Genomic DNA, 25,479 nt, shown 5'->3' on the forward strand with positions numbered 1-25,479 from the left:
TTATGCGAGCGTGTCCGCGGCGGTCTCCGAGGAATCCCGCAGGAAGGTCGAGCAGCGCTCGTACTCCTCCTTCTCCCCGATCGCGCCGGCGGCGCGGGCCAGGGCGTTCAGTGCGCGCAGGAACCCGCGGTTCGGCTCGTGCTCCCACGGCACCGGGCCGTGCCCCTTCCAGCCCGCGCGGCGCAGGGAGTCCAGCCCGCGGTGGTAGCCCGTACGGGCGTACGCGTACGACTCGACCGTGTTTCCGGCGGCGAAGGCCCGGTCCGCGAGGGCGGCCCAGGCGAGGGAGGACGTGGGGTACGCGGCGGCCACCTCGGCCGGGTCGGTGCCGGCGGCGAGGGCCTCGCGCGGCGCGGGCTCGTCGGGCAGGTGGGTGGGGGCGGGGCCCCCGAGCAGGTTCTGGTGAATCGACATGGGATCAGTGTGGCCGATGCCCCGACGGGACGGGCGTGCCCGGCCCGGACGGAACCGCCCCGGCACCCTGCGACCGGGCCGCCGGCCCGCGCCGCGGAACGGGCGCCGGCTCCCGCCGCGGGACGGGGGACATCGCGCGGCGCAGGACCGGCACGATCCGTTCCCCGAGCAGGTCGATCTGCTCCAGCACCGTCTCCCGCGGCAGCCCGGCGTGGTCGACGAGGAAGAGCTGGCGCCGGTAGTCCCCGTAGGCCTCCCGGAAGGTGAGGATCTTCTCGATGACCTCGGCCGGACTCCCGACGGCCAGCGGGGTCCGCCGCGTGCGCTCCTCCAGGGACTCCCGGCGCCCGCGGACGGGCGAGGCGTCGAAGTACGGGCGGAACTCGCGCACGGCGTCCTGCGACCGCGCCCGTACGAAGACCTGGCCGCCCAGCCCGACGACGGCCTGCTCGGCGGTGCCGTGCCCGTGCTCCGCGTACCTGGCGCGGTACAGCTCCACCAGCCGCGCGTACTGCCCGACGGGGGCGCTCAGGTTCTCCACGAACAGGCCGTCCCCGTAGTACGCGGCCCGCTCCGCGGTCTCCGGCGAGCGCACCGCCCCGTGCCACACGAAGGGCGGTACGCCGCCCAGCGGGCGGGGCGTGGAGGTGAAGCCGTCGAGGCGGGCGCGGGAACGGCCCCGCCAGTCGATGTTCTCCTCCCGCCACAGGCGGTGCAGCAGGGCGTAGTTCTCCCGGGCGAGCGCGACGCCCTGCCGGAGGTCCTGACCGAACCAGGGGTAGACGTTGGGGACGTTGCCGCGGCCCAGCGTCAGGTCCACGCGGCCGTCCGCCAGGTGCTGGAGCAGCGCGAACTCCTCCGCGACGCGCACGGGGTCGTTGGTGGTGACGAGCGTCGTGGCGGTGGAGAGGGTCAGCCGCTCGGTGCGGGCGGCGACGTACGCGAGCAGGGTCGGCGGCGAGGAGGGCACGTGGGGCGGGTTGTGGTGCTCGCCGGTGGCGAAGACGTCGAGGCCCGCCTCCTCTGCCCGTACCGCCATGGCCGTGATCGCCTTGATCCGATCGTGTTCGGTCGGCGTGCGGCCGGTGACCGGGTCGGCGGTGACATCGCCGATCGAGAAGACGCCGAACTGCACCACGCCGCCGCTCACCCCTCCGCCGTGGTCGCGCCGCGCACGCCGTCGCTCGGCGCGGGTGCGGTGCCGGGGGGCAGGCCCCGGCACCGCGGCGCGTGGGGCCGGCCGCCATGGCCCCTCGTGAAGGACCGTGCCGGATGCCCGGGGGTGCGGCCTCGTCCGGGCCCGCAGTCCGTCAAGTCACGCGGGGCACGGCGGCGGGTGGTGGGGACCCCACCACGTTCCGCCCAAGTGCGGTGACGGGCACACCTCCCCGCGCACGGCGTCCACGACGGACGGTGGGGGTGCATTCGATGCACGCTAGGGGGCATGTCGTGAAAACGATCATGAGTAGTACCGCCGTGGCGCCGGGAACCGGCCCGGCCACGGTGACGGGGCACACCGAGAGAACGGGGACGGGGTCGGGGACGAGCAGGGGCACCACGACGACGCGTACGGGCAGCACGACGACGGGTACGGCACCGCGCACCACCGCAACCACCAACACCAGCACCAGCACCAGCACCGGGACCGCCACCCGCCGCGGCACCGGCACCGGCACCCTGATCCCCGTACGCCGGGACCCCGTCCACGAGGCGGCCGAGGACCTCTGTTCCGTCGTCCTGTCCTCACTGCGCCGCAAGGACCAACGGGAGAAGGGGCGCCAGTACGTACGGGGGCTGCTCGCCCTGCGGGGCCGCAAGTCGATGCGCGGCATCGCCGGGCAGGTGGGCGGGCCGGCGGCGGAACAGAGCCTGCACCACTTCATCTCCAGCTCCACCTGGGACTGGGAGCCCCTGCGCGCCTCCCTCTCGGGCTTCCTGGAGGCGACGACGCCGCTGACCGCGTGGGTGGCCCAGCCGATGGCCATCCCGAAGGGCGGCGACAGGTCGGTGGGCGCGGCGCACCGCTTCGACCCCCATCAGGGGCAGATGTTCCGGGGACAGCAGGCCTTCGGGACCTGGTTCGCCTCGGCCGGACTGGTGACGCCGGTCGGGTGGCGGATGTTCCTGCCCGACGCTGAGGGACCGCAGGGCGCCGTGGACGAGCACGCCGCGCAGGCCGCCTACGAGCAGTGCGCGGCGGCGGCCGTCATCGAGACCGTGCGGCACAGCGGGAGCGGCCCCCGCCCGGTGGTGCTCGACATCCGGCAGATCGGGACCCGCTCCACGATGAACCGCTTCGCGGAGGCGGGACTGCCGGTCATCGCCAGGGCGTCGGCCTCGACCCCGCTGCTCGTCACCGATCCGACCCTGCCGGGGTACGGCGCCGGGGTGCGCAGCGCGCGCGAGATCCTGCAGTCGGTGAAGGGGCTGTGCACCCCGGTGGAGTGGACCGATCCCGATCCGGGACACCCGGGGGGCCGGCACCGCGGCACCTTGGCCGTCGCGGTGCGGGTGATGATGCCCGACCCGTCGCCGGCCCGACGTCGGCACCTGCTGCTGGTCGGCGAGTGGACGGATCCGCGGCGCGCTCCCGCGCAGGTGTGGGTGACCGACCTCGTACGGCTCCCCGTGGGCCCGTTGCTGCGGCTGACGAAGCAGGGCCGCCGGGTGGGCTTCGCCGCCGAGCACGGTGGCCAGGAGGTCGGCCTGCGCGACTTCGCCGGGCGGGCCCTGCCCGGCTGGCACCGGCACGTCACGCTGGCGTCGGTCGCCCACGCGGCCCGCGCGTTGACGGGGACGGAGCACGGCCCGACGCCGTGACTCCCCGGCCCCGCGCCGGATCGGCCCCGGCGCCCCGCCCGTCACCGACGGGCGGGGCGCCGGCGTCGCCCTCCGGCTACTCCGGCCGGGCGCCCGCCGTGCGGCGCTCGTGCAGGACCGTCCGGGCCTTGCGCAGCCGCAGGGCCATCTGGATCTCCAGGGCCCGGCCGGGCTTCTGCCAGTCCGCACCGAGGAGTTCGGCGATGCGTTCCAGGCGCCGGGACACGGTGTTGGGGTGTACGTGCAGGGCCTCGGCCGCGTGCGTGGGGCTGCCACCGGACGCGAAGTAGGCGTCCAGGGTGCGGGTGAGGCCCGTCATGCGGTCGCGGTCGTACTCCAGGACGGGACCGATCGTCGACGCGATGAAGGACTCCACGTCGTGATCGGCGGACAACAGCAGTCCGAGGAAGCCGAGTTCGCGCAGGGAGGCCGTGCCGCCGACCCCGTCGAGGGCGGTCAGCGCGTCCAGGCAGCGCACGGCCTCCGCGTACACCCGGGCCACCTCCCCCGGGCCGTCGGTGGGACCGGCCGCACCCGTGGAGACGGCGTGCCCGAGCAGCGGCGACAGCTCGCCGGAGGCCCGGTGCGCGGCCGCGGAGGCGTCGCCGCCCGGCAGGACGAGCACGATGCAGCCGCGACGCACCCCCTTGAGCCCGCCCATCCGGTAGGCGTACGAGGACGCCCAGGCGACGGCCTTGCCGAGTTCCCCGCCCTCGGGGCGGGCCACGACGACGACGTGGGGCCGGTCGAGGTCGATGCCGAGCCGGCGGGTGCGTTCCAGCAGGTGCAGGTCGACGGAGTGCGGCCGTTCCAGCAGGTCGGCGAGCAGTTCGTCGTGGACGGGCCCCTCGGCTGCGGCCGTGCCCCGCTGGATCAGCATCAGCGAGGCCACCGACTGGGCCGCCAGTTGGAGGAGTCGTACGTCCTCCTCGGCGAGCGGCGCGGACGCGCTCAGCAGCAGCACCCCGAGGTCCTCCGCGCCCGCGAGGACGGGGGCGAGCCACAGTTCCCCGGGCAGTCGCACGGGCCGGCGGTCCATCTGCGCCTGGAGTGCGCCCTTGGTCACCGACTCCTCGTCCAGATCGAGCAGTTCACCGGTGGCGGTCAGCGGCCGGCCGCCCGGGTCCCGTACCTGGAGCACGCCGTCGAGCGCGTCGGCGGTGGCCCGGGCGAGGGTGGCCAGTCCGGCCCCGTCGAGCACCAGGCCGGCGAGCCGGGCGTGACACTCCCACAGGTGGCGGACCCGGGTGAGGGCGGTGTTGGTGCGCGAGCCGAAGGCCTCCAGCTCGGTGACCTCGTCCCGGGTCTGTTCCAGCAGCCGGGCCTTCTCGATGGCGACGGCCGCCAGGTCGGCGAGGGAGAGCAGCATCCCGATCTCGTCCGGTGTGAACTGCCGTACGGCGCGGTCGGATCCGTAGAGCGCGCCCAGCGTGGAGCTCCCCCGCCGCAGCGGGACGGCGATGATGGCGCGCAACCCCTCCGCCTCCACGACGGCGTCGATGCCGGGCGCGTGGACGATGGCGGGGTCGGCGAGGTAGTCGGCGGTCCACACCGGTGAGCGGCGCTCCTGGGCGATGCTGCCGAGCCCCTTCCCGGTGCCCAGTTCGAGCCCCACGTTCAGTGCGGTGGTCTCCCCCTCGGAGGTGCGCACGTACGCCGATCCGTCCGGGCGGGACAGCGACAGCCAGGCCATGTCGAAGCCGAGGAGCCGCCGGGCCCGACGGGTGATCAGGCGCAGCAGCCCGTCGATGTCGTAGGGGGAGGTCAGGTCGTGCGCCGTGTCCACGAGGGCGGTCAGGGCGGCCTCGCGCTGCTTGCTGCGGTGCGCGTCCGCCCGCACGGAGAGGGCCAGTTCCACCGCCCGCGCGAGGTCGGCGAGCTGCGCCTCGCCGGCTCCGGCGCAGCGGGCGTCCTCCAGCAGGGCGTCGTACCGGCCCTGCGGGGCGTCAGCCGCCAGCAGTTCCAGTACGGCCATGGCCCCCGGTGTCCCGCCGTCGTCCCCGCTCATCCCGCCGCCCCCGTCCGACCAGCCCTTTTGTCCCGCGCCCGAACCTAGGTTCCGTGCGACGAGGGGTCAAGCAGGGGGCGGGTCCTGCCCGTCGGGGCCGGCCGGACCGTCAGCACCGGACGGCGCCGGCCAGGGTGAGGCGGGGGGCCCGGCACGCCGAGCGGATGGCCTCGACGCGTTCCTCGGCGATGCGCAGCGCCTCCAGGTAGGGGCAGTCGGGGCGGGCGGCGGCCCTGCCGGCGGGGCCGCCGCGCCCGCGCATGCCGGCCAGTTCCAGGCGCAGTTCGCGGTGCCGACCGAGGGCGAGTTCCGCTTCGACCCACTGGCCGAGTACGGCGAGCCGGTCGGCGTCGAGGGCCTGGAGGTGGGCGCCGAGCCAGGTCCCGGCGTCGATGCCGTCCAGGGCGGGGCCGGTCCACAGGGCGAGGGCGCGGCGCAGGCGCTGGGCCGCGCGTTCGAAGTCGCCGCGTTCCATGGCGCGGTAGCCGGCGCCGGATTCGCGGGCGAACTCCCGGACGTCGGAGCGGCCTCCGCCGGTGTCGAGAAGATACCCGCCGGGCCGGGTGGAGAGCACGGACTCGGGAGTACGTACCGACCCTGCCCCCATCGCCTCCGCGAACCGCTCGCGCAGGCGGCGTACGGCGGTGTGCAGGAGGGCGCGGGCGTGCTCGGGAGGGGTGTGGACCGCCAACTCGTCCGCGAGGACGGCGACGGGCACGACCTGGTCGGGCCAGGCGGCGAGGACCGCCAGCACGTGCCGGGAGTCCGGCGTGGGGGCCGTGATGGGGACACCGTTCTCGATGACCCGTGGCGCTCCGAGTACCTCAATGTCCACGTGTTCTCCCTGGGCAGGCGAGCAGAAAAATAATACCCGGAAGGATTTTTTAGGGAAGGGGTACGCCCGGATCGGAAGACCGGGTGGACGGACCCCGGCCGGAAACCCCCTCGTCGGTCGCGGTCGGCACGCCGCCGGGGCAGCCCTGGTCGCACGGGTGCACGCCCCGGGGCCCGTGGAGCGCCCGCGCGCCCCGGCGGGGGGCGGTGTCCAGCCGGATGGCCACGGCGGGCACGACGACGCTGGGCATCACGTACGTGTAGAGCTCGGAGACCTGCTCGTCCAGGTCCAGGCCGAGGGTGTGGGCCATGGTGTTCAGCCCTGCGAACGATCCGACGATCATCCTCGACGGAACCACCGGGTCGACGTTCGGCAGCAGCTCGCCGCGCCGCTTCGCCTCCTCCAGCACGGAGACGTGCAGGTCGATCCAGGCGTGGTAGGGGCCCGCCTTGTCGAGGTTGCGTCCCGCCGCCTGGTCCAGGGTGAGGCGGGCGCTCGCGCGCATCAGCACCTCGTGCCGCAGCCGGTGCGCGAACACCATGCCCATGTCCAGGAACTCCTGGGCCTTGTACTCCTGGGGCAGGACCGTCGGCTGCTGCTGGTTCTGCGCGTCGATGACGGCCTGCGCCAGGCCCTCCTTGGAGTCGAAGTGGAAGTAGAGCGCGCCCTTGGTGACCCGGGCGATGTTGACGATGTCCGACAGCTTGGCCGCTTCGTAGCCGTGCTCGTCGAAGACCCGGGCCGCCGCCTCCAGGATCGCCTGACGCGTGCGCACCGCCCGGTCCTGCTTCACCTGGGGTCGCTCTGTCCTCATATGTCGCGTCACCTCTCCCACCCCGACGGATTTACATAACCGCGGGTACGTTTCTTGGGTAGATTCCACACCATCACGGGGTCGCCGTCCACCGCCGCCCGTCACCTCCGGCCTTCCGCCGGCCGTGGAGCCCCGGGCCCTCCCCCTCGAACCGGAAGGACCAGGGAGCACCGGAAGAATCCGGAGCACCCGAAGGGTCCGGAGGGCCCGAAAGACCCGCAGAACCCCTCCGGGCACGCGAAGGGGTCCGCCGGTCCGAGAAGGACCGGCGGACCCCTTCAGGTCTTCGGCGGTGCTGCTACTTCAGCTTGGTGCCGGTGGAACGCAGGTCGGCGCAGGCCAGCGTGACGCGCTTGGCCATGCCGGCCTCGGCCAGCTTGCCCCAGGTGCGCGGGTCGTAGGTGGACTTGGTGCCGACCTCGCCGTCGACCTTCAGCACGCCGTCGTAGTTGCGGAACATGTGGTCCGCGACCGGGCGGGTGAACGCGTACTGGGTGTCGGTGTCGAGGTTCATCTTCACGACGCCGTTCTCCAGCGCGGTGGCGATCTCCTCGGCAGTGGAGCCCGAGCCGCCGTGGAAGACGAAGTCGAACGGCGAGGACTTGCCGTACTTCTCGCCGACACCGGCCTGGAGGTCCTTCAGGAGCTCGGGGCGCAGGACGACGTTGCCCGGCTTGTAGACACCGTGCACGTTGCCGAAGGACGCGGCCAGCAGGTAGCGGCCCTTCTCGCCGAGGCCCAGGGCCTCGGCGGTGCGCAGCGCGTCCTCGACGGTGGTGTACAGCTCGTCGTTGATCTCGTGGCTGACGCCGTCCTCCTCGCCGCCGGTCGGGGTGATCTCGACCTCAAGGATGATCTTCGCGGCGGCGGCCTTGGCGAGCAGTTCCTGGCCGATGGCCAGGTTGTCGGCCAGGGTCTCGGCGGAGCCGTCCCACATGTGCGACTGGAAGAGCGGGTTCAGGCCGCGGGCCACGCGCTCGGCGGACACCTCCAGGAGCGGACGTACGTAACCGTCCAGCTTGTCCTTCGGGCAGTGGTCCGTGTGCAGCGCGACCGTGATGTCGTACTTGGCCGCGACGACGTGCGCGAACTCGGCCAGGGCGACGGCGCCGGTGACCATGTCCTTGTTGTACTGGCCACCCAGGAACTCCGCACCACCGGTGGAGATCTGGATGATGCCGTCGCTCTCGGCCTCCGCGAAGCCGCGCAGCGCAGCGTGCAGGGTCTGGGTCGAGGTGACGTTGATGGCCGGGTAGGCGAACTTGCCTGCCTTCGCCCGGTCGAGCATCTCGTTGTAGACCTCGGGGGTTGCGATGGGCATCTACCGCTCCTTGGATGTGCGGGGAGTGTGCTTATTGCGGGCCCTGACCTGGGGGCGACGTCATCGTCGCGCCTATCTTTCCAGACTCGGCGCGACACTCCACCCCTCCGGTCACCCCGGGGAGGGCGAGCCGGGCGCGGTGTTTCACGTGAAACACCGCGCCCTTGCACAAACCAGCAGGTCAGGAGCGGAACGGGGACTTCCAAGGACCTTCGTCACCAGTTGTTCCCCGCCGGTCCGGACCACGATGCGAGATGCCCGCGGACCGCTCAGCCGAGGCCGAGGTCCCCGAGGCGGTAGCCGGTGAGGTAGGGCAGGCCCGCCTCGGCGATGGCGTCCGCGGCGCCGCGGTCCACGATGGTGGCGACGGCGACGACCTCACCGCCGGCCTCACGGACGGCCTCGACGGCGGTCAGCGGGGACCCGCCGGTGGTCGAGGTGTCCTCGACGACCAGGCAGCGGCGGCCCTTGACGTCGGCGCCCTCGATGCGGCGCTGCATGCCGTGGGCCTTCTGCGCCTTGCGGACGACGAAGGCGTCCAGCCGTCCGCCGCGCGCGGCGGAGGCGTGCAGCATCGACGTCGCCACCGGGTCGGCGCCCAGGGTCAGACCGCCGACGCAGTCGAAGTCCAGCTCGGCGGTCAGGTCGAGCATGACCTGCCCGACCAGCGGGGCCGCCTGGCCGTCGAGGGTGATCCGGCGGAGGTCGATGTAGTAGTCGGCCTCCTTGCCGGAGGAGAGGGTCACCTTGCCGTGCACGACGGCCTTGTCCTTGATCTGCTGCAGAAGCGCATCGCGTGTGCCTTGCGGCATTACTTCGTTGACGTCAGTCATGCCCCCGAGCTTAGATGCGCCCCGGGCGGCCCCGCACGGCCCGCCCGCGCACCGCGTTCCGTACGGCCTACGTCAGGCGCCGCCACGTCCAGGTGCTGGACATTTCCAGCGGGTCCACGGGCGTGACCAGCTGCGGAAGCGTGTTCAGCCCGTTCGGCGGGCCGGACTGGGGCTCGACGCAGACGGCCTCGGGCTGCTCGTCGTAGATGACCACCCATTCGGCCCGGGAGGCGACCTTGAGCTCCAGTTCCCCGGGCCAGGTGAGGGTGACGTCCACGCCATGGGGCATGCCGAAGCAGTCGTCCCAGGGCCCCGGCAGGGGCTCGATGCGGCGGCCGGTGGGGAGGTGGTCGGCGCCGCGCTCCTCCTGCCAGGCGGGGTCGAAGGCGACCTGCACCTCGGCGCCGTCCGCGGTCAGGGTCCGGTTGAACCAGGGGTGCCAGCCGGCCTGCGCCGGGAAGGAGTTCTCGTAGGTCTCCACGCCCATGGTGAGGGTCAGGGAGTCCTCGGACAGCTCGAAGATCTGGGTCACCCGGCCGGCGTACGGCCAGGGGTCGACGAGGTCGAACGCGAAGGCGGCGCGGGTGGCGCTCGCTCCGGCCGGACGCCAGGACGTGTCGCGGCCGAGGCCGTGGATCGCGTGCGGCGGGTGGTTGAGGGGCAGCTGGTGGACGGTCGCACCGTCGCGGAACCGGCCGTCAGCGGTGCGTCCGCACCAGGGGACCATCGGGAAGGCGCCGAAGTGCGGCCCCTGCCGCAGGAGCTCCGTCCCGTCGACGCGCAGACTGCTGATCCGGCAGCCGTTCTCCTGATCGATGGTGATGTCGGCGCCGCCGGCGCTCAGTTGCGTGCTCATACGGCGACCCTACGGCGAGTCAGCGACGGCGGCGCAACGCCCTTCCGACGACGACCGCCGAGGCGATGGCGAGGGCCGCGGCCGGGGCGACCCAGCGCAGTCCGCCGGCCGCGGTGACGGTGGAGGGCGCCGGGACCGGGGCGTAGCGGCCGCGCGGGGGCGCGTGGTCCACCTCCTCGGCGCTCCGTCCGATCATCGTGCGGCGGGCGTGGGCGGCCTCGGCGGGCGGTCGGGCGGCTGCGGCGGGGCCGGTGGCCTCCGCGAAGTCGCCCTCCAGGAAGGGATCGAGAGAAGGGGGTGGCACCTCGGTGTCGAACAGGGAGGCACTGACCGCGTCGACGGGCCCGGCGTCGCCCGCGTCGACGGCGGCGCCTTCGGCGTCGGCGGCCTCCTCGGCCTCGGCGACGGGATCGTGCGGATCCGCGTCACGGCCGTCCGCGTCACGGCCGTCCGCGTCACGGCCGTCCGCATCATTGCCGTCGGCGTCACGGCCTTCTGCGTCGCCTTCTTCGATCACCGAGGCCGCCTCCGCCGCCAGGTTCGCGCCCACCCGGTCCAGCAGGCGCCGCCCGGCGACGGCGGTGGCCTCCGGCGCGAAGGCGGCGGCCCGCCCGTCGGCGGTGGCCCCGCAGGTGAACTCCAGGCGGGTCCCGCCCCCGTCCGGGACCAGCGTCACCCCGAGGGAGAGCGTGACGGTGCCGTGGCCCCGCACCTCGGTGCCCGCGCCCTCCGCGGTGAACCGGTCCGGGCCGCCCTCGGAGACGGTCAGCGCGCCCCGGTAGGTCACGGTGTGCCCGCCCACCCGCAACTTGAGCCGCCCGGCCGTCGGCCCTGCGGCGGCGTCGGCGTCCTGTTGGAGCCCGGGCACACAGCGCGCCACGCGGGCCGGATCGCGCAGCACGGCACGGAGGTCTTCCGCGGGGACCGGAACGAACACCTGATGCTCCATGCGGCCGAGCCTACCGAGCAGAGCCGCCGGTGCACACGGACACGACAGTCGTCGCAGCTCAGGAGTAGCGCGGGGACGGCAACGTCGAAGGCGGCAGGCCATCGATCCGGGTCCGGGCGACGTCCCGGGCCGCGTCCTGCAGGGCCCGCGTGGACACCGCGCGCAGGGCGGGCGTGTCCCCGTCGACCCGCAGTTCGGGGGTCCGCTCGCGGGAGGCGAGGACGAAGCCCCAGTCCTGCGGGGGTGCCCCGGTACCGCCGGGCGTGCGGTCGGGTCCGGCGGCGAAGCCGGAGAGGCGGCCTCCGGTGCTGTAGGGGGTGGTGAGCAGTCCGGCGGCGCGCAGGGTGGTGTCGACGGTCCAGTACGTACGGGCCCGGACGGTGAGGGCCCCGGCATGGACGGCGATCCGCCCTCCGGGGTTCAGGGCCCGTGCGGCGAGCCCGTAGAACTCCTGCGAGTACAGCTTCGCGCTCGGGGTGATGCCGGGGTCGGGGAGGTCGGAGACGATGACGTCGAACCGGTCCCGGGCGGCGGGACCCCGCAGCCAGCGGAAGGCGTCCTGCGTGACGACGCCGAGGCGGGGGTCCTCGAAGGCCCGACCGTTGAGCGCGGACAACATGGGGTCGGTGCGGGCCAGCCGGACGACTCCGGGGTCGAGCTCGACGACGGTGACGGAGGCGACGTCCCGGTAGCGCAGCACCTCGCGGGCGGCCAGTCCGTCGCCGCCACCGAGGACCAGGACGCGGCTGTGCGGGCCGGTCATCGCGGGGTGCACCAGGGCCTCGTGGTAGCGGTACTCGTCGTAGCCGCTGACCCGCAGCCGTCCGTCGAGGTACAGGTCGAGGGAGCGCGGGGATCCGGTGGCCGGGCCGGTCAGCACGAGTTCCTGCACGTCGGTCCGGACGGCGACCCGGACCTCCCCGCCGTAGACGGCGCGACGGGCGACCCGTTCGAAGTCGTCGGCGAGCAGGGTCGCGGAGCCGAGCGCGGCGAGGACGGCCGCGTTGGTGGCGATGAGCAGCCAGCGGCAGCGGGGGCTGAGGTCGCGGCGGAACAACCACAGGACGAGCCCGCCCCCGGCGACGGCGTTGACGGTGCCGGTGAGCATGACGCCGTTGAACTGGCCGAGCAACGGCAGCAGCAGGAACGGGAAGGCGAGTCCACCGACGAGGGCGCCCACGTAGTCGGCGGCGAACAGGTCGGCGACCGCCCCTCCGGCGTCCTGCCGGCGGATCCGCTGGATCAGCACCATCAGCAGCGGGATCTCCGCGCCGATGAGGACGCCGATGGCGAAGGAGAAGCCGACGAGCGCGGTCCGGGATTCGCCCCACCAGGCGAAGCTCGCGTACAGGGCCATCGCGGAGAACCCGCCGAGCAGTGCGAGCGCGGCCTCGATGGCGGCGAAGCCGAGGGCGGGCCGGTCGCGCAGCCGTTTCGCGAGGAGGGAGCCGACTCCCATGGCGAAGACCATGACGGACAGCACCACGGACGCCTGGGTGACCGAGTCGCCGATCAGGTAGGAGCCGAGGGCGAGCAGTTCCAGTTCGTACACGAGCCCGCAGGCGGCGCAGACGAAGACGGTGGCCAGGACGAGGAGTCGGCCGGTCCGTGGCTGTACGGGCAGGGCGGCCGGGGCGTTCTGCACGCCCCGGGGCTCCGGCGCCGGGAGCACCCCGCGGGGGGCGGATCGGTCGATCATGAAGCGAACCGTACGTTACCGCCCAGCGACACCCTGTCACCCACATGGGTGTAAGTAGCGCCCCAATCCGGCCAGTTGGCGTAACCGCCCCGCAATCCGCCCCCGCCGACGCCCCGGAGGCGCCCCCTCCACCACCGATCCCGGACCCGGGCGACGACGGGAGTCTGACGACAGGTCCTAGACGGGAGCGCCCATGCGCACGCCCACTCGGGTGCGGGTGGCGACGAGCTGACCTTCCTGGGGGTAGGCGTGCCAGGTCCGCCACCGGACCTGGCCCTCGTGGCGCTGGGCCAGCATGGCGGTGAACGCGTGGGGGCTGCCGGGGAAGGTGCCGGCCAGTCCGTTCGGGTGATCGGCGACGAGGGCGAGGAGTTCCTGGGCGCGCCCCGCGAACGAGCCCCGCGAGAGGTTCTCGACGCGCGCGGCGAACTCGTACTCCCAGTCACCGACGCGCTTGGCCACGCCGAGCGGAAGCGGGGTACTGCTTCCGGGCATGCAGGCGACGGTCTCCGAACAGAGCACCTCCCCCTCCTCCAGGAGCACCTGGTGAGAGGCCCCGAGCAGGCGGAGCTCCACTTTCGCGTCCGCGAGCTGGAGGTTCAGTACGGCCAGGGCGGGCAGCCGGTCCCGTCCCAGGGCCCAGGCGAGATCGGCGGCACGCGTGTCGGTATAGGTGGTCTGGAGGGTCGTGAGCATGAGTCGGCTCCGCAAACGCGCGAGGGAGATGGGCCGGAGCCCGCCAGCGGTAGTCAACGGGTGGGGGGACACCGGCACGGGTCCACAGGAAGTCCAGGGAGGTCCGAGGACTGGTCTACTCAACCGAGGGAATCATGAAAGGCACGGCACTCACAGCGGTTTTACCCAACTTGACGGGGTTTACATCCCCCCGGGGGCTACTCAGTTCACGTGTTCAACAGCATGCCGCCCGTACGTCGTAACGCCCGGCCGAACAAGTGGGCGCCCGAAGGAAGTTGTCCCCCACGGGCGCCCTGTTCAACACTCGTCGGCCGGCCTTCCCGAAGGGTCAGCTGGAGCCGCAGCCGCCCCCGCCACCGCAGGACGAGGACGATCCGCCACACGAGGACGAGGACGACCCGCAGGACGACGTCGAGGACCCGTCGGAGGAACCCGGGTCGGACGAGGACCCGCCGCACGAGTGGCTCACGCCCGCGCCGCCCGACGCGGCCCACCAGCTGCCGGACCCGTCGGTACCGGACCGGCCGCGCGAGGACGACCGCGACGACGACCCCGCGGAGTACGGGCGGTACGAGGCCGCCCGCTTCGCCTTCGAGACCAGGATCCGAACGACGGCACCGGCCGCCACCACGAACACCAACACCGCCACCAGGACAAAGACCAGGACCACGGTCCTCGCCTCCTCTCGGAAACCCGGTCCCCCGGGGTGCGGGATCCCCTCGTCCCGCGTGACGGGGGGATGCCCCCGGCCGATCACGCCAAAGCACACTTGAGCAACTCCAGAGCTTCCCCGCAGGATGGCGCCCATGACCGCATCCGCGAGCAGCAGCAGCCGCCCCTTCCTCAACCGCCGCCTGGCGGCCTTCGGCACCACGATCTTCGCGGAGATGTCGGCCCTGGCCGCCCGCACCGGGTCGATCAACCTGGGCCAGGGGTTCCCCGACACCGACGGCCCCGCCGAGATCGCCGAGGCGGCCGTACGGGCCGTTCGTGACGGCCGGGGCAACCAGTACCCGCCCGGTCCGGGCGTCCCCGAGCTCCGTACGGCCGTCGTGGAGCACCAGCGGCGCTTCTACGGGACGACGTACGACCCGGACACCGAGGTGCTGGTCACGGCGGGCGCGACGGAGGCCATCGCGGCGTCCCTCCTGGCCCTCCTGGAGCCGGGTGACGAGGTCATCGCGCTCGAACCGTTCTACGACTCGTACGCGGCCTGCATCGCGATGGCCGGGGCGGTACGCGTCCCGCTCACACTGCGCGCGCCGGACTTCCGCCCCGACCTGGACGCGCTGCGCGACGCGATCACCCCGCGCACCCGGCTGCTCCTGCTGAACACCCCGCACAACCCGACGGGCACGGTCCTCACCCACGAGGAGCTGTCCGTGATCGCGGAGCTCGCCGTGGAACGGGACCTCCTCGTCGTCACGGACGAGGTCTACGAGCACCTGGTCTTCGAGGGCTCGCACATCCCCCTGGCCTCGCTGCCCGGCATGCGCGAACGCACGGTGACGATCTCCTCCGCCGGCAAGACGTTCTCCTTCACCGGCTGGAAGGTCGGCTGGCTCACCGCCCCGCCCGCGCTGGTCTCGGCGGTGCGGTCGGCGAAGCAGTTCCTGACGTACGTCGCGTCGGGGCCGTTCCAGTACGCGATCGCGGAGGCCCTGGCCCTGCCGGACTCCTACTACGACACCTTCCGCGCGGACCTGGCGGCCAAGCGCGACCTCCTCGCGGACGGCCTGACGGCGGCCGGCTTCGAGGTCTTCCGCCCGCAGGGCACGTACTTCATCACCACGGACGTCTCACCGCTGGGCGAGAAGGACGGCCTGGCCTTCTGCCGCTCCCTGCCGGACCGCTGCGGCGTGGTCGCCATCCCGAACCAGGTCTTCTACGACGACGTCTCCGCGGGCGCCACCCAGGTCCGCTGGGCCTTCTGCAAGCGCACGGACGTCCTCCAGGAGGCCGTGGCCCGCCTGGGCCGGCTGACCCGCTGAGACGGGGCGGACCCGGGCCCGCGCCCCGAGTGACCGGCGCCCGGGCCGGACCCGCCGTGAACGCGGCCGGCCACGCACCGCGGTCGGGAGGACCGGGTGCGTGGCCGGGTTGCGCTGCGGAGGCCGCGGCCGACTAGTCGCTGTCGCCGTCGTCCTTCTTGTCGTCGCCCTCGGCGGAGTCGACTTCCTTCTCCAGGCCGAGCTGCTCCAGGAGCCACTTGTCGAACTCGATGGAGGCGCGGACCCAGCTGACCGTGGAGGACACGAAGTGCTCCAGGTTGACGCCGGTGCCGATCAGCATCTGCGCCTCACCGATCAGGCGGACGGAGCCGTCGTCGTGGGTGTGGCTGTAGACCTTCGGCCACAGGGTGCGGCGGTTCCAGTCGTCGATGGACTCCAGCAGCTGCGGCTTGTCCTCGATCGCGTGGGGGCGGTCGTAGAAGGTCCGCACGGAGAAGACCTGCTGCTCGTCCTCGCCGCGGAACATGAAGTACGTGCGGAAGTCCTCCCACGGCGCCGCGAGGTCACCCTCGTCGTCGACGACGTACTTGAGCTCCATCTGCTCCAGGAGCTGCTTGACCAGGTCCTGGTCGGGGACGACGGGACCCGCCGGTCCTGTGGCCTGCGGATCGGGCTGCTGCCCTCCGAAGTTCGGAATCGAGGCCGGGTCGATGCTCACCGTGTACTTCCCTTCGTGCGGATACAGCCATCCTCCACCATCGCGCCCACCCCGTGTCCACCCCTGCACGCGCGATCCGCTCCGGGCGGACAGGAGTAGGACCGGGGTAAGCGGCAGTGCCCCTTACAGGGCCCTTCCGACCAGCAGGTCTTCGCCGGCGACGTCGACGCGTACGGTGTCCCCCTCCCGGACCTCGCCGGACAGGATCTCCTTGGCGAGCCGGTCGCCGATCGCGGTCTGGATCAGGCGGCGCAGCGGCCGGGCGCCGTACGCGGGGTCGTTGCCCTTGTCCGCGAGCCAGGCCAGCGCCTCGGGTGTGATGTCGAGGGTGAGGCGACGGTCGGCGAGCCGCCGGGCGAGGCGGCCGATCTGGAGCTCGGCGATGTGGGCCAGCTCGTCCTTGCCGAGCGCGGAGAAGACCACCAGGTCGTCGAGCCGGTTCAGGAACTCCGGCTTGAAGGAGGCGCGGACCACGTCCAGGACGCGGGCCTTCTTGTCCTCGGCCGAGGTCGCCGGGTCCGTGAGGAACTGGCTGCCCAGGTTCGAGGTCAGGATCAGGATGGTGTTGCGGAAGTCGACGGTGCGGCCCTGGCCGTCGGTGAGCCGGCCGTCGTCCAGCACCTGGAGCAGGACGTCGAACACCTCGGGGTGCGCCTTCTCGACCTCGTCGAGCAGGACCACGCTGTACGGGCGGCGGCGGACGGCCTCCGTGAGCTGGCCGCCCTCCTCGTAGCCGACGTACCCGGGCGGGGCGCCGACGAGGCGGGCGACGCTGTGCTTCTCGCCGTACTCCGACATGTCGATGCGGATCATGGCCCGCTCGTCGTCGAAGAGGAAGTCCGCGAGGGCCTTGGCCAGCTCCGTCTTGCCGACGCCGGTCGGGCCGAGGAAGAGGAACGAGCCGGTCGGGCGGTCCGGGTCGGCGATGCCGGCGCGGGTGCGGCGCACGGCGTCGGAGACGGCCCGTACGGCCTCCTGCTGGCCGATCAGGCGGCGTCCCAGCTCGTCCTCCATGCGGAGCAGCTTCTGGGTCTCGCCCTCCAGCAGCCGGCCGGCGGGGATGCCGGTCCAGGCGCCGACGACGTCGGCGATGTCGTCGGGGCCGACCTCGTCCTTGACCATGCTGTCCTTGGCGGCTCCGCCGCCCTTGGACGCGGCCTCCTCCTCGGTGGCCTCGGCCAGCTCGCGCTCCAGCGCGGGGATCTCCCCGTAGAGCAGCTGGGAGGCGGAGTCGAAGTCCCCGTCGCGCTGGGCGCGCTCGGCCTGGCCGCGCAGGTCGTCCAGGCGTTCCTTGAGTTCGCCGACCTGGTTGAGGGACCGCTTCTCCTTCTCCCAGCGGACGGTGAGGCCCCGCAGGTCCTCCTCCTTGTCGGCCAGGTCCTTGCGCAGCCGGTCCAGGCGTTCGCGGGAGGCCGGGTCGGACTCGTTCTTCAGTGCCAGTTCCTCCATGCGCAGCCGGTCCACGGAGCGCTGGAGCTCGTCGATCTCGACGGGCGAGGAGTCGATCTCCATGCGGAGCCGGGACGCGGCCTCGTCGACGAGGTCGATGGCCTTGTCGGGGAGGAAGCGGGAGGTGATGTACCGGTCGGAGAGGGTGGCCGCGGCGACGAGGGCGCTGTCGTTGATGACGACCTTGTGGTGGGCCTCGTAGCGGCCCTTGAGCCCGCGCAGGATCGCGATGGTGTCCTCGACGCTCGGTTCGGCCACCAGTACCTGCTGGAAGCGGCGCTCCAGCGCCGGGTCCTTCTCGATGCGCTCGCGGTACTCGTCGAGCGTGGTCGCGCCGACCATGCGCAGCTCGCCGCGGGCGAGCATCGGCTTGAGCATGTTGCCGGCGTCCATGGCGGAGTCGCCGCCGGCTCCCGCGCCGACGACGGTGTGCAGTTCGTCGATGAAGGTGATGATCTGGCCGTCGCTCGACTTGATCTCGGCGAGCACGGTCTTGAGGCGCTCCTCGAACTCGCCGCGGTACTTGGCACCGGCGACCATCGCGCCGAGGTCGAGGGAGACGAGGCGCTTGTTCTTCAGGGACTCGGGGACGTCGCCCTTGACGATGCGCTGGGCGAGGCCCTCGACGACGGCGGTCTTGCCGACGCCGGGCTCGCCGATGAGCACCGGGTTGTTCTTCGTGCGGCGCGACAGGACCTGGACGACGCGACGGATCTCGTGGTCGCGGCCGATGACCGGGTCGAGCTTGCCCTCGCGTGCGGCTGCCGTGAAGTCCGTGCCGAACTTCTCCAGGGCCTTGTACTGGCCCTCGGGGTCGGGGCTGGTCACCCGCCGTCCTCCTCGTGCGTTCTCGAAGGCGGACAGCAGCTTCCCCGCGGTCGCGCCCTGGGCGGAAAGGACCTCACCGGCCGGTCCGCCCTTGGCGGCGATGGCGATGAGGAGGTGTTCGGTGGAGAGGTACTCGTCCCCGAGCCGGCCGGCCTCGGCGTCGGCCTCGGCGAGTACGGCGAGCAGGTCGCGGCTGGGCTGCGGGGGCGCGACGGTGGAACCCGTGACGCTGGGCAGGGCGGCGAGCAGGCGTTCGGCTCCCGCGCGGACGGCGGCCTGGTCGGCCTCGGTCGCGGCGAGCAGGTCGGTGACGTTCTCGTTGTCCTCGCCGGCGAGCAGCGCCAGCAGCAGGTGGGCGGGGGTCAGGTCGGCGTGGCCGTCCTTCACGGCCCTGCTGGTGGCTGCGTTCAGGGCGGCACGGCTCTTGTTGGTCAGCTCGGCGTCCACTTTCGGCTTCTCCTCTCCGACGGGGATGACGGGGCGCGTAACTCTGACAGATTCAGCGTCTGCAAAGTTGAGTCTATTCCACTCAAGGCTGAGCGCGGCACGCTTCGGACGTACTCTCGGCCCATGTCCCATGACGTACTCAACCCGACGCCCGAGTACCTCGCCTTCTGGCGGGAGCGGCACGTCTGCACCCTGACCACCCCCCGCCCGGACGGCACCCCGCACGTGGTGCCGGTGGGCGTGACCTACGACCCCGTGGCGGGGCTGGCCCGGGTGATCAGCAACAGGCACAGCAAGAAGGTGCGCAACATCCTGGCGTCGCCCGACGGGGCCGCGAGGGTGGCGGTGTGCCAGATGGAGGGGCGGCGCTGGGCCACCCTGGAGGGCCGGGCGGTGATCCGCACCGACGGGGCGTCGGTCGCCGACGCCGTGGCGCGCTACGCGGAGCGCTACGGGAGGACCCCCTCACCCAACCCCGACCGGGTCGTCATGGAGATCACCCTCGACCGGGCCATGGGCCGGGCCTGACACCGTCCACGGCCCGCGCCGGCGGGCCGCACCCGCGCCGCGGACACGAGGTGATTGTCCGGTTCAACCACTGGACGCGGACATCACAACGGCGCCATCGTGGTCAGGTCCACGATGGCGCCGTTGTGTGGGGGAAGCGCCTGGGCGATCTGCAACGACGGGGGGATCGCGTCAGGCACTGCGGGGGGTGGCGGCGGTGATGTCGGGTTCGAAGAGCTGGTGGTCGCGCTGATCGAGATTGACGAAGACCATGCCGTAGCGCACCTCGCAACGGACGGGCTGCGGTGCGCCCCGGGGGCGGCGCAGGCAGCGGTAGGCACGGACGTCCTCGTCCTCCTCGCGCACGACGACGATCGGCTGGCCGAACAAGGTGACCATCAACGAATCGCCGCTGTGGGGAATGGCGGTGGCGAGATCGATGAACTGCCACCCGGACCGGTAGGCCGAGGCCATCTCGCGCCGGAAGTCGCGGTCGTCGGGGGTCATCAGAGAGCCTTCTCGGGCACGAAGTTCCAGCCACTGTCCGGCTCTCCGGCGGGCCGGGTGTTCCAGCCGCTGTCGGGTTCACCTGCGGGTGTGTCGTTCCAGCCGCTGTCGGGCTCGCCGGCGGGGGCGGCGTTCCAGCCGCTGTCGACCGGCGCGCTGTTCCAACCGCTGTCCGACTTGCCCTTCGGCACGATATTCCAGCCGCTGTCACTGGCCAGTGCGCTCCCCGCATCGCCATTGACGGCGCTGACTGCCCCAAATACCGCAACAGCGGAGAAAACAACGGCAAGCGCCGAGCGAAGCATTCTCTTGTACATGGTCGGCTTCGTCCTCACTTGATGGAATCCTCTCCCCCGCACGTCAGACCATGGCTCATTCAGGCACGTTACGGCCACAGGGACGATGCATCATGTTCTTGCATGTTCAGGACCCTGGGGGGTGGAGATTTGCCCATAAACGACACAAACCCGACACATCCCCACCCCGTCACATCCATGTGCGACGAGGGGGCACGACTTTACGCAGCGGCACTGAGCACCGGCCGGGTACCTCGTAGCGAGGTGGAAAACATCCCCTGCCTGCTCGAATTCGCTCTGCTGCGTCCCGACCCGGATGACGCGAACCAGCTTCGCGCGGTTCCCCCGGCGGTCGCCCTCGCCCAGCGCCTGCATCCCCTCGAACGGGAGATCCAGGACCGTCGGCGCAGCGCGGTCGACCTCACCGATGCATTCGAGCCGTTCCTGACCATCAGTGCGCAGAACCCCGCCAACACGCACGCCATCACCGTGCTGGAGGGGTTCGACCAGATCAACGCCGCCCTCGACCTGGCGACGGCCGAGTGCCACACGGAGATGCTGACGGTCCAACCCGGCGGCGCCCGGCCGTCCTACGCCCTCACCGAGGCGCTGGAGCGCGACGCCCCGCTCATCGACCGGGGCGTCAGCATCCGGACCCTCTACCAGCACACCGCGCGCCACAGCCAGGGCACGCTCGCCTACGTGGACCGCATCTCCACGGGCAAGGTGGAGATCCGCACCCTCGAAGAACTCATCGAGCGGCTGATCGTGTTCGACCGCACCGTGGCGTTCATCCCCGTCAGCGACGACCGCCGGGTCGCCCTGGAGCTGCGCCACCCCGGGCTGGTCGACTACCTGATCAAGGTATTCGAGCAGTTGTGGCGGCGCGCCGTGCCACTGAGCCAGGAAGTTACATACACCCACCGGCCCGACGGCATCTCGGGCGTGCAGCGCTCCATCGCCCAACTGCTCGTCGAGGGACATGTGGACGAGGCCATCGCCCGGCGCCTGGGGATGAACGTACGGACCTGCCGTGCGCACATCGCCAAGCTGGCGACCGCCCTGGGCAGCGGCAGCCGGGCCCAGCTGGGCTTCCTCATCGCCCGGTCGGGCATCCTGCGCGACTCCGCGGGCCCGCCGCCGCTCCCGAAGCCCTGAGGGGCCCGCCAGGGGCCTACGGGGCGGCATATGCCCCCGACGTACGGAAGGCCCCGCCCGGAGCCTTCCGGGCGGGGCCTTGCGCGCGTGCGGGGCGAAGGGGAGCCGACGCCGCCGGCCGTTCAGACCTGCGGGCGCTTCGGGCCGGGCCGCCAGACGACCAGGGCACTGCCCGGTTGCGGCGGTTGGTACGGCACCAGGTCGCGCCGGTACGAGGCGTGCACCTGGGCCTCTCGGGCCTGAAGGGCCGCTGCAGCACCGTCCACGGCCGTGGACAGTTCGGCGACGCGCTGCTGGAGCGCGGCCACCTGGTTCTCCAGTTCGATGATCCGCTTGATCCCCGCCAGGTTGATGCCCTCGTCCTGGGACAGCGCCTGCACGGTGCGCAGGAGCTCGATGTCCCGGGCCGAATAGCGCCGGCCGCGGCCGGCCGTACGGTCCGGGGAGACCAGGCCGAGGCGGTCGTACTGACGGAGGGTCTGCGGATGCAGCCCCGAGAGCTGGGCGGCCACCGAGATCACGTAGACCGGGGTGTCGTCGGTCAGCTGGTAATGGATCCTGCGGCGGCCGTCCATCTCATGCTCCCTTCACCGACTCGAACAACGCGGCGCGCGGGTCCTGCGGATCCGTGGCGTCGCGGAACATCTCAAGGGCCTCGCGGGCCTTGTCGGACAGCTCCGTCGGCACCGTGACCTCCACCGTGACGAGGAGGTCGCCGCGGGTGCCGTCCTTGCGGACCGCGCCCTTGCCGCGGGCCCGCATCGTACGACCGCCGGGCGTGCCCGGGGGGAGCTTCAGGGTGACCGCCGGGCCGTTCAGGGTCGGAACCTTGATCTCGGCGCCGAGGGCGGCCTCCGCGAAGGTCACCGGGACGGTGACCGTCAGGTTGTCGTCCTTGCGGCCGAACACCGGGTGGCCGTCGACGTGCACCACCACGTAGAGGTCGCCCGCCGGACCGCCGCGCTCGCCCGGCGCGCCCTTGCCGCGCAGCCGGATCCGCTGGCCGTCGAAGACGCCCGCCGGGATCCGGACCTGCATGGTCCGCGAGCTGCGGGCGCGCCCGCTGCCCTTGCAGACGTCGCAGGGGGTCTCCGCGATGAGGCCGCGGCCCTTGCAGTCCGCGCAGGGGTCGGTCAGCGAGAAACCGCCGCCGCTGCCCCGCGAGACCTGACCGGTGCCGACGCAGGTCGGGCAGACCCGGGGGGTGCCGTTCTTGTCGCCGGTGCCCGAGCAGGCCTTGCAGGGCGACTGCGAGGACATCCGCAGCGGGACGGTCGCGCCGTCCACGGCCTCCGTGAAGGAGAGCGTGACCTCGGACTCGATGTCCTGGCCGCGGCGCGGCTGGGTCCGGGTTCCCGGACCCTGGCCGGCGCCGCGGTTGAACAGACCACCGAAGACGTCGCCCAGGCCGCCACCGAAGCCGCCCGGACCGCCCTGCTGCTGACCTCCGAAGAGGTCACCGAGGTCGAAGTTGAACGAGCCGCCGGCGCCGCCGGGACCGGGGCGGAAGCCACCGTTCCCGAACAGCGCGCGGGCCTCGTCGTACTCCTTGCGCTTCTTGGGGTCGCCGAGGATGTCGTTCGCCTCGGAGACCTCCTTGAAGCGCTCCTCGGCCGAGGCGTCGCCCTTGTTGGCGTCCGGGTGGAACTCGCGCGCGAGCTTCCGGTACGCCTTCTTGATCTCGGCCTCGGTCGCGTCCTTCGGGACACCGAGGACCTTGTAGTAGTCCTTCTCGACGAAGTCCTTCGTGCTCATCCCCGGTGGCCCTCCTCTCGGTTCCCTACATGTTCGACGTCAGCCCTTGTCGGGGGCATCCGTGTCCTTGTCGGACGGCGTGTCGCCGTCTGCGGACTCGGTCTTCGCGGGTGCCGCGCCCGGCTGGGGCTCGGCCACCGCGACCCGCGCGGGACGGATCGTGCGCTCGCCGATCCGGTAGCCCGGCTGCAGGATCGCCACGCAGGTGTCCTCGGTGACGTCCGGCGCGTACGAGTGCATCAGGGCTTCGTGGATCGTCGGGTCGAAGGGCTCGCCCTCCTTGCCGAACTGCTGGAGCCCCATCTTGGCGGCGGCGCTCTCCAGCGATTCGGACACCGACTTGAAGCCGCCGACCAGTTCGCCATGCTCCCGCGCCCGGCCGATGTCGTCCAGGGTCGGGAGGAGTTCCGTCAGGAGGGACGCGACCGCGATCTCCTTGACGGCGATCCGGTCCCGCTCCACGCGACGGCGGTAGTTCTGGTACTCGGCCTGGAGCCGCTGGAGGTCCGCGGTGCGCTCGGAGAGCGCCGTACGGGCCTGGTCCAGCTGCGCCAGCAGAGCGACGTCCGCTGCAGCGGAGTCCCCGGCCGGGGCCGCGGCCTCCTCCTCGGAGGAAGCCGCGGCCTTCGACTCGGCGGCGTCATCGGGCGTGCCGTCGGCGGGGACTTCGGGCTTCTCGTCGAATCCCGGGGTCTCCTCCGGCATCAGGCAGCGCCACCCTTCGGCTTCTCGTCGTCGACGATCTCGGCGTCGACGACGTCGTCGTCGGCCTTGGCCTGACCGGCGTCACCGGCGGCGGCGCCACCGGCGGCCTGGGAGGCCTGGGCGTCGGCGTAGATGGCCTGGCCGAGCTTCTGGCTGACCGCGGCGAGCTTCTCGGTCGCGGTGCGGATCTCGGCGGCGTCATCACCCTTGAGCTTGTCCTTCAGCTCGGTGACGGCCGTCTCGACCTCGGTCTTGACGTCGGCCGGGACCTTCTCCGCGTTGTCCGCGAGGAACTTCTCCGTCTGGTAGACGAGCTGCTCGCCCTGGTTGCGGGACTCGGCCGCCTCCTTGCGACGGGAGTCCTCGTCCGCGTACTGCTCGGCCTCCTGGCGCATGCGGTCGACCTCGTCCTTGGCGAGCGAGGAGCCGCCGGTGACGGTCATCTTCTGCTCCTTGCCCGTGCCGAGGTCCTTGGCCGTGACGTGCATGATGCCGTTCGCGTCGATGTCGAAGGAGACCTCGATCTGCGGGATGCCACGGGGCGCCGGCGGCAGGCCGGTCAGCTCGAACATGCCGAGCTTCTTGTTGTACGCGGCGATCTCGCGCTCGCCCTGGTAGACCTGGATCTGCACCGACGGCTGGTTGTCCTCGGCCGTCGTGAAGATCTCGGACCGCTTGGTCGGGATCGTGGTGTTGCGCTCGATGAGCTTGGTCATGATGCCGCCCTTGGTTTCGATACCGAGGGACAGCGGGGTCACGTCGAGGAGCAGGACGTCCTTGACCTCACCCTTGAGGACACCGGCCTGGAGGGTCGCGCCGAGGGCGACGACCTCGTCCGGGTTGACGCCCTTGTTCGCGTCCTGACCACCGGTGAGCTCCTTGACGAGCTCGGCGACGGCCGGCATGCGGGTGGAACCGCCGACCAGGACCACGTGGTCGATCTCGGACAGCTGGATGCCGGCGTCCTTGATGACGTTGTGGAACGGGTTCTTGCAGCGGTCCAGGAGGTCCGCGGTGAGCTGCTGGAACTGGGCGCGCGTGAGCTTCTCGTCCAGGTGCAGCGGGCCCTCGGCGGAAGCCGTGATGTAGGGCAGGTTGATCGAGGTCTCCGTGGAGGAGGACAGCTCGATCTTCGCCTTCTCGGCGGCCTCGCGCAGACGCTGGAGCGCCATCTTGTCCTTGGACAGGTCGACGCCGTGACCGTTGGCGAACTGCTTCACCAGGTAGTCGACGACGCGCTGGTCCCAGTCGTCACCACCGAGGTGGTTGTCACCGTTGGTGGCCTTCACCTCGACGACGCCGTCACCGATCTCAAGGAGCGACACGTCGAAGGTGCCGCCACCGAGGTCGAAGACGAGAATGGTCTGGTCGTCCTTGTCGAGACCGTAGGCCAGGGCGGCGGCGGTCGGCTCGTTGACGATGCGCAGGACGTTCAGACCCGCGATCTCACCGGCCTCCTTCGTCGCCTGACGCTCGGAGTCGTTGAAGTAGGCCGGGACGGTGATGACCGCGTCCGTGACCTTCTCACCCAGGTAGGCCTCGGCGTCGCGCTTCAGCTTCTGCAGGATGAAGGCGCTCATCTGCTGCGGGTTGAAGTCCTTGCCATCCAGGTTGATCTTCCAGTCAGTGCCCATGTGGCGCTTGACGGAGCGGATGGTCCGGTCCACGTTCGTGACCGCCTGGCGCTTGGCGACCTCGCCGACGAGGACCTCGCCGTTCTTGGCGAAGGCGACGACGGACGGCGTGGTCCTGGCGCCCTCGGCGTTGGTGATGACGGTGGGCTCGCCGCCTTCGAGAACGCTGACGACGGAGTTAGTGGTGCCCAGGTCGATGCCGACCGCACGTGCCATTTTGATTCCTCCAGCTGACTTGAGTGGAACAGGCTCAAGAATGCCCCACCTTCGCCCGTCCG

Annotated in this window: 24 protein-coding genes; 5 read left to right on the top strand and 19 right to left on the bottom strand. The window is 71.9% G+C overall.

Going from position 1 to position 25,479, the window contains the following annotated elements; all coding sequences use genetic code 11:
* Together ACZ58N_RS17920 and ACZ58N_RS17925 are read right to left on the bottom strand one after the other, a co-directional pair.
* On the bottom strand, positions 1 to 414 hold the full coding sequence (locus tag ACZ58N_RS17920; protein ID WP_471160423.1) for a DUF3151 domain-containing protein: 414 nt from the start codon (positions 412 to 414) through the stop codon (positions 1 to 3).
* A gap of 4 nt (positions 415 to 418) precedes the next feature.
* Positions 419 to 1,549, bottom strand: a complete 1,131-nt coding sequence (locus ACZ58N_RS17925) for a CE1758 family FMN-dependent luciferase-like monooxygenase (protein WP_471160821.1) — start codon at positions 1,547 to 1,549, stop codon at positions 419 to 421.
* A gap of 326 nt (positions 1,550 to 1,875) precedes the next feature.
* Between ACZ58N_RS17925 and ACZ58N_RS17930 the strand changes: the two genes are divergently transcribed.
* The gene (locus tag ACZ58N_RS17930) at positions 1,876 to 3,234 is read left to right on the top strand and encodes an IS701 family transposase (protein WP_471160426.1); all 1,359 of its coding nucleotides are present in this window, start codon (positions 1,876 to 1,878) and stop codon (positions 3,232 to 3,234) included.
* A gap of 76 nt (positions 3,235 to 3,310) precedes the next feature.
* On the opposite strand, the gene ACZ58N_RS17935 is transcribed toward ACZ58N_RS17930, so the two are convergent.
* From ACZ58N_RS17935 to ACZ58N_RS17975, 9 genes are all read right to left on the bottom strand, one after another.
* Positions 3,311 to 5,242, bottom strand: a complete 1,932-nt coding sequence (locus ACZ58N_RS17935) for a helix-turn-helix domain-containing protein (RefSeq protein ID WP_471160429.1) — start codon at positions 5,240 to 5,242, stop codon at positions 3,311 to 3,313.
* A gap of 109 nt (positions 5,243 to 5,351) precedes the next feature.
* A complete protein-coding gene (locus tag ACZ58N_RS17940) occupies positions 5,352 to 6,077 on the bottom strand; it encodes an AfsR/SARP family transcriptional regulator (protein ID WP_471160432.1) in 726 nt (241 codons plus the stop codon).
* 49 nt (positions 6,078 to 6,126) lie between these two features.
* Positions 6,127 to 6,891, bottom strand: coding sequence for a ScbR family autoregulator-binding transcription factor (locus ACZ58N_RS17945; protein ID WP_471160435.1), 765 nt, complete (start codon positions 6,889 to 6,891; stop codon positions 6,127 to 6,129).
* Positions 6,892 to 7,189: 298 nt separating this feature from the next.
* Positions 7,190 to 8,212, bottom strand: a complete 1,023-nt coding sequence (gene fbaA, locus ACZ58N_RS17950; protein ID WP_281208149.1) for a class II fructose-bisphosphate aldolase — start codon at positions 8,210 to 8,212, stop codon at positions 7,190 to 7,192.
* Positions 8,213 to 8,481: 269 nt separating this feature from the next.
* Positions 8,482 to 9,045, bottom strand: coding sequence for an orotate phosphoribosyltransferase (gene pyrE / locus ACZ58N_RS17955; RefSeq protein ID WP_471160438.1), 564 nt, complete (start codon positions 9,043 to 9,045; stop codon positions 8,482 to 8,484).
* A 67-nt stretch (positions 9,046 to 9,112) separates the two neighbouring features.
* Positions 9,113 to 9,901 carry an aldose epimerase family protein gene (locus tag ACZ58N_RS17960; RefSeq protein ID WP_471160441.1) on the bottom strand — a complete coding sequence of 263 codons (789 nt, stop codon included), beginning with the start codon at positions 9,899 to 9,901 and terminating at the stop codon, positions 9,113 to 9,115.
* A 19-nt stretch (positions 9,902 to 9,920) separates the two neighbouring features.
* Positions 9,921 to 10,850 (bottom strand): SRPBCC family protein, encoded by a 930-nt coding sequence (locus ACZ58N_RS17965; RefSeq protein ID WP_471160444.1) that lies wholly within the window; start codon positions 10,848 to 10,850, stop codon positions 9,921 to 9,923.
* A 58-nt stretch (positions 10,851 to 10,908) separates the two neighbouring features.
* Complete coding sequence (locus ACZ58N_RS17970; RefSeq protein WP_471160447.1) at positions 10,909 to 12,549, bottom strand: polyamine aminopropyltransferase; 1,641 nt, start codon at positions 12,547 to 12,549, stop codon at positions 10,909 to 10,911.
* A 177-nt stretch (positions 12,550 to 12,726) separates the two neighbouring features.
* Positions 12,727 to 13,245 (bottom strand): DUF2617 family protein, encoded by a 519-nt coding sequence (locus tag ACZ58N_RS17975; RefSeq protein WP_468496501.1) that lies wholly within the window; start codon positions 13,243 to 13,245, stop codon positions 12,727 to 12,729.
* Between the two features lie 275 nt (positions 13,246 to 13,520).
* On the opposite strand from ACZ58N_RS17975, the gene ACZ58N_RS17980 reads away from it, so the two are divergent.
* Positions 13,521 to 14,018: a hypothetical protein gene (locus ACZ58N_RS17980; RefSeq protein ID WP_471160450.1), complete on the top strand. Its 498-nt coding sequence runs from the start codon at positions 13,521 to 13,523 to the stop codon at positions 14,016 to 14,018.
* Positions 14,019 to 14,042: 24 nt separating this feature from the next.
* Entirely contained in the window at positions 14,043 to 15,236 is a 1,194-nt protein-coding gene (locus ACZ58N_RS17985; protein ID WP_471160452.1) for a pyridoxal phosphate-dependent aminotransferase, read from the top strand.
* Between the two features lie 133 nt (positions 15,237 to 15,369).
* On the opposite strand, the gene ACZ58N_RS17990 is transcribed toward ACZ58N_RS17985, so the two are convergent.
* Positions 15,370 to 15,915, bottom strand: coding sequence for a type III secretion system chaperone family protein (locus tag ACZ58N_RS17990; RefSeq protein ID WP_453438191.1), 546 nt, complete (start codon positions 15,913 to 15,915; stop codon positions 15,370 to 15,372).
* A 123-nt stretch (positions 15,916 to 16,038) separates the two neighbouring features.
* Positions 16,039 to 18,639: an ATP-dependent chaperone ClpB gene (gene clpB, locus ACZ58N_RS17995; RefSeq protein ID WP_471160455.1), complete on the bottom strand. Its 2,601-nt coding sequence runs from the start codon at positions 18,637 to 18,639 to the stop codon at positions 16,039 to 16,041.
* A 123-nt stretch (positions 18,640 to 18,762) separates the two neighbouring features.
* On the opposite strand from clpB, the gene ACZ58N_RS18000 reads away from it, so the two are divergent.
* Positions 18,763 to 19,167, top strand: coding sequence for a pyridoxamine 5'-phosphate oxidase family protein (locus ACZ58N_RS18000; RefSeq protein WP_471160458.1), 405 nt, complete (start codon positions 18,763 to 18,765; stop codon positions 19,165 to 19,167).
* 171 nt (positions 19,168 to 19,338) lie between these two features.
* On the opposite strand, the gene ACZ58N_RS18005 is transcribed toward ACZ58N_RS18000, so the two are convergent.
* Positions 19,339 to 19,653 carry a (2Fe-2S)-binding protein gene (locus ACZ58N_RS18005; RefSeq protein ID WP_388890870.1) on the bottom strand — a complete coding sequence of 105 codons (315 nt, stop codon included), beginning with the start codon at positions 19,651 to 19,653 and terminating at the stop codon, positions 19,339 to 19,341.
* Complete coding sequence (locus tag ACZ58N_RS18010; protein ID WP_471160461.1) at positions 19,653 to 19,970, bottom strand: hypothetical protein; 318 nt, start codon at positions 19,968 to 19,970, stop codon at positions 19,653 to 19,655. Before ACZ58N_RS18010 ends, ACZ58N_RS18005 begins: the two co-directional genes overlap by 1 nt.
* A gap of 102 nt (positions 19,971 to 20,072) precedes the next feature.
* Between ACZ58N_RS18010 and ACZ58N_RS18015 the strand changes: the two genes are divergently transcribed.
* Positions 20,073 to 21,107 (top strand): helix-turn-helix transcriptional regulator, encoded by a 1,035-nt coding sequence (locus ACZ58N_RS18015; RefSeq protein WP_471160464.1) that lies wholly within the window; start codon positions 20,073 to 20,075, stop codon positions 21,105 to 21,107.
* A 122-nt stretch (positions 21,108 to 21,229) separates the two neighbouring features.
* Here ACZ58N_RS18015 and ACZ58N_RS18020 read toward each other — a convergent pair whose 3' ends face one another.
* From ACZ58N_RS18020 to dnaK, 4 genes are read right to left on the bottom strand one after another with little or no spacing between them, the layout of a single operon-like run.
* Positions 21,230 to 21,682, bottom strand: coding sequence for a heat shock protein transcriptional repressor HspR (locus tag ACZ58N_RS18020; RefSeq protein WP_471160467.1), 453 nt, complete (start codon positions 21,680 to 21,682; stop codon positions 21,230 to 21,232).
* A 1-nt stretch (position 21,683) separates the two neighbouring features.
* Complete coding sequence (dnaJ, locus tag ACZ58N_RS18025; RefSeq protein WP_471160470.1) at positions 21,684 to 22,862, bottom strand: molecular chaperone DnaJ; 1,179 nt, start codon at positions 22,860 to 22,862, stop codon at positions 21,684 to 21,686.
* Between the two features lie 39 nt (positions 22,863 to 22,901).
* Positions 22,902 to 23,567: a nucleotide exchange factor GrpE gene (gene grpE, locus ACZ58N_RS18030; RefSeq protein WP_471160472.1), complete on the bottom strand. Its 666-nt coding sequence runs from the start codon at positions 23,565 to 23,567 to the stop codon at positions 22,902 to 22,904.
* Positions 23,567 to 25,417, bottom strand: a complete 1,851-nt coding sequence (gene dnaK, locus ACZ58N_RS18035) for a molecular chaperone DnaK (protein ID WP_362875315.1) — start codon at positions 25,415 to 25,417, stop codon at positions 23,567 to 23,569. The genes grpE and dnaK overlap by 1 nt, the downstream gene beginning before the upstream one ends.
* Between the last annotated feature and the right edge of the window lie 62 nt (positions 25,418 to 25,479).

This window comes from Streptomyces sp. NPDC040432, assembly GCF_055595445.1.